Here is a 786-nt window from a genome sequence, read left to right on the forward strand (position 1 = left end):
AGCTTTATCTGTTCTTTCCCATGGTAAATCTATATCAGTTCTACCAAAGTGTCCATAAGCTGCTGTACTTTTGAATATTGGTTGTCTTAAGTCTAAGTCTCTTATTATTGCACCTGGTCTTAAGTCAAAGTTCTTTTCAACTAATTTAACTAATATTTCTTCAGATACTTTTCCAGTTCCAAACGTATCTATAAATATAGAAAGTGGTCTTGCTACACCTATTGCATATGCAAGTTCTATTTCACACTTGTCAGCAAGCCCAGCTGCAACTATATTCTTAGCTACATATCTTGCAGCGTAAGCTGCAGATCTATCAACTTTTGTAGCATCTTTTCCTGAGAATGCTCCACCACCGTGTCTTGAATATCCTCCGTAAGTATCTATTATTATTTTTCTTCCTGTAAGACCTGTATCTCCTTGAGGACCACCAACAACGAATCTTCCTGTTGGATTTATATATATCTTAGTTTCTTCGTCTAATAAATTAGCTGGTATAACTGCTTTTATTACATGATTTATTAAGTCTTCTCTTATCGTTTCACTAGTTACTTCTTCTCCATGTTGAGTTGATATTAATACTGTATGAACTCTTACTGGAGTATTTCCTTCGTATTCTACTGTTACTTGAGTTTTTCCATCTGGTCTTAAGTAGTCTAATGTAGAATTTTTTCTAACTTCTGTTAATCTTCTAGCTAATTTATGAGCTAAAGATATTGGAAGTGGCATTAATTCTTCTGTTTCGTTACAAGCAAAACCAAACATTATACCTTGGTCACCTGCACCTAC

1 protein-coding gene is annotated in these 786 nt (G+C 34.4%); it reads right to left on the reverse strand.

The genetic code is table 11. The annotated features are described in order from the left end of the window. On the reverse strand, positions 1 to 786 hold a 786-nt coding region (metK, locus tag JWF52_RS18910), incomplete at both ends, for a methionine adenosyltransferase (RefSeq protein WP_208335016.1).

Source organism: Clostridium sp. CCUG 7971, from assembly GCF_017590215.1.
Lineage (GTDB): Bacteria > Bacillota > Clostridia > Peptostreptococcales > Peptostreptococcaceae > Faecalimicrobium.